The organism is Bradyrhizobium sp. (genome assembly GCF_049581145.1).
Classification (GTDB): domain Bacteria; phylum Pseudomonadota; class Alphaproteobacteria; order Rhizobiales; family Xanthobacteraceae; genus Bradyrhizobium.
In genome coordinates, this window is the sequence record NZ_JBAURI010000139.1 from 1 (window position 1) to 1,535 (window position 1,535).

Genomic DNA, 1,535 nt, shown 5'->3' on the forward strand with positions numbered 1-1,535 from the left:
GAACATCGCGGCGCCGAGGCCCGCGAACGCTCGCGTCAGCAGGGCGACGCCGAAGGTCGGGGCGATCGCGGTCCCGAGGTTCGAGACCACGAATATCAGGGCGCCGGCGAGCAGCATGTTTTTTCGCGGCACCGAAGCTGCGATCGCGGCGATGACCGGCGCGAGCAGCGCGAAGGTCACCGAATAGACGGTGGTCATTTGTCCCGCCGCGGCGATGCTGACACCGAAAGCGCGGGAGATTGCGGGCAACACGCCGGCAACGACGTAGCTGTCCGTACCGAGCGCGAACATGCCGATGGCAAGTACCAAAAGACGGCGATCCATGATCGTTCTCCTCGATGTTCGACGGTTCACGCGCGACCGGCGAGGAAGATCGCTTCGGCGACCGCCGCCTCGAAGGCGCCCTTGGGATCCGGATTGAGCAGGGTCGGCTGGAACCGGATGGTTTCGATATCCGTGACGCCGGCCTGGTTCAGCCAGTCGCGCAGGTAGGTGGAATGATGGTCGATACCGAAGGCCGGCGACGGCATGGCCGGACCGAAGGCGCCGCTCGTCAGTGCGAGCACAGCCTTCTTGTTCCTCAGAAGCCCGAAATAGCCTGTCCTGGGATCGAGCCCCCACAGCAGGCTCGGCTGATGGATCACGTCGATGTATTGCTTGAGGCGGTACGGAATGCCGCCGTTCCACATCGGCACCGCGATCAGATAGCTGTCCGCTTCGATGAATCGGTTTGCGACGTCGGTGATCTCGTCCCAGGCGGTCTTCTGCCGATCCTGATGGGCCTGGCCGGTCAGAATGGCGATCTTCGCCGCGACCTTGTCGCCATCGAACTCCGGAAGCTTCTCCGAGGACAGATCGAGCGTATCGACGATGAGATCCGGGATCCGCTGCCGCAATGCCATCAGGTATGCATCGGCGATCGCAGCGCTCTTTGATTCGCTGCCGCGGGGTGAAGCCTTGATGTAGAGGATCTTCTGCATGGTCATGGTCCTTGTTTCCGGCGCAAGCCGATCCGCGGCGTGCACCGCTCGTTCGGGCCGCGCTTGCGATCGTAGTGATTGGTCGGCGGCGGTCCCTGCAGCTTCGCGAGAACCGCCAGCCGTCCGGTGGTTACGAGGCGGTCTTCTCTTCGATCTCGCCGCCGAAGGCCGCCCTGATCTCGGCTGCGACCCGCGGGCCGTTCTCGTCCAGCACGAAGTGCCCGCTATCGAGCCAGACCAGCTTCGCGTCGGGCAGATCATTCAGGTAGGCGCGTGCTCCCGGCGGGATGAAGAACGGGTCGTTCTTGCCCCAGACGATCAGCGTCTTCGGCTGATGCGCCCGGAAGGCCGCCTGCCACTCCGGATAGAGGGCGATGTTCGTCTTGTAGTTCTCGAGCAGGTCGACTTGGTAGTCCTCGGTGCCGGGGCGATCGAGAAACGCCTGATCGAGGATCCAGTTGTCGGGGTTGATCGCTTCGGGATCCCTGGCGCCGACCAGCCAGTGGAATTTGGTGCCTTCGATGCTGACGAACTCGCGCGCCGCCTTCTCGGTCT

General features: G+C 63.7%; 3 protein-coding genes. All 3 read right to left on the reverse strand.

Translation table 11 applies throughout. The features are described from left to right. Positions 1 to 324: MFS transporter (locus tag WCB02_RS04580; protein ID WP_423956652.1), on the reverse strand; the 324-nt coding region annotated here is incomplete at its 3' end. Between the two features lie 26 nt (positions 325 to 350). Beyond that, the gene (locus WCB02_RS04585) at positions 351 to 986 is read right to left on the reverse strand and encodes an FMN-dependent NADH-azoreductase (RefSeq protein WP_423956653.1); all 636 of its coding nucleotides are present in this window, start codon (positions 984 to 986) and stop codon (positions 351 to 353) included. Between the two features lie 124 nt (positions 987 to 1,110). Continuing rightward, a partial coding sequence (locus WCB02_RS04590; protein ID WP_423956654.1) for an alpha/beta fold hydrolase occupies positions 1,111 to 1,535 on the reverse strand: 425 nt, incomplete at its 5' end.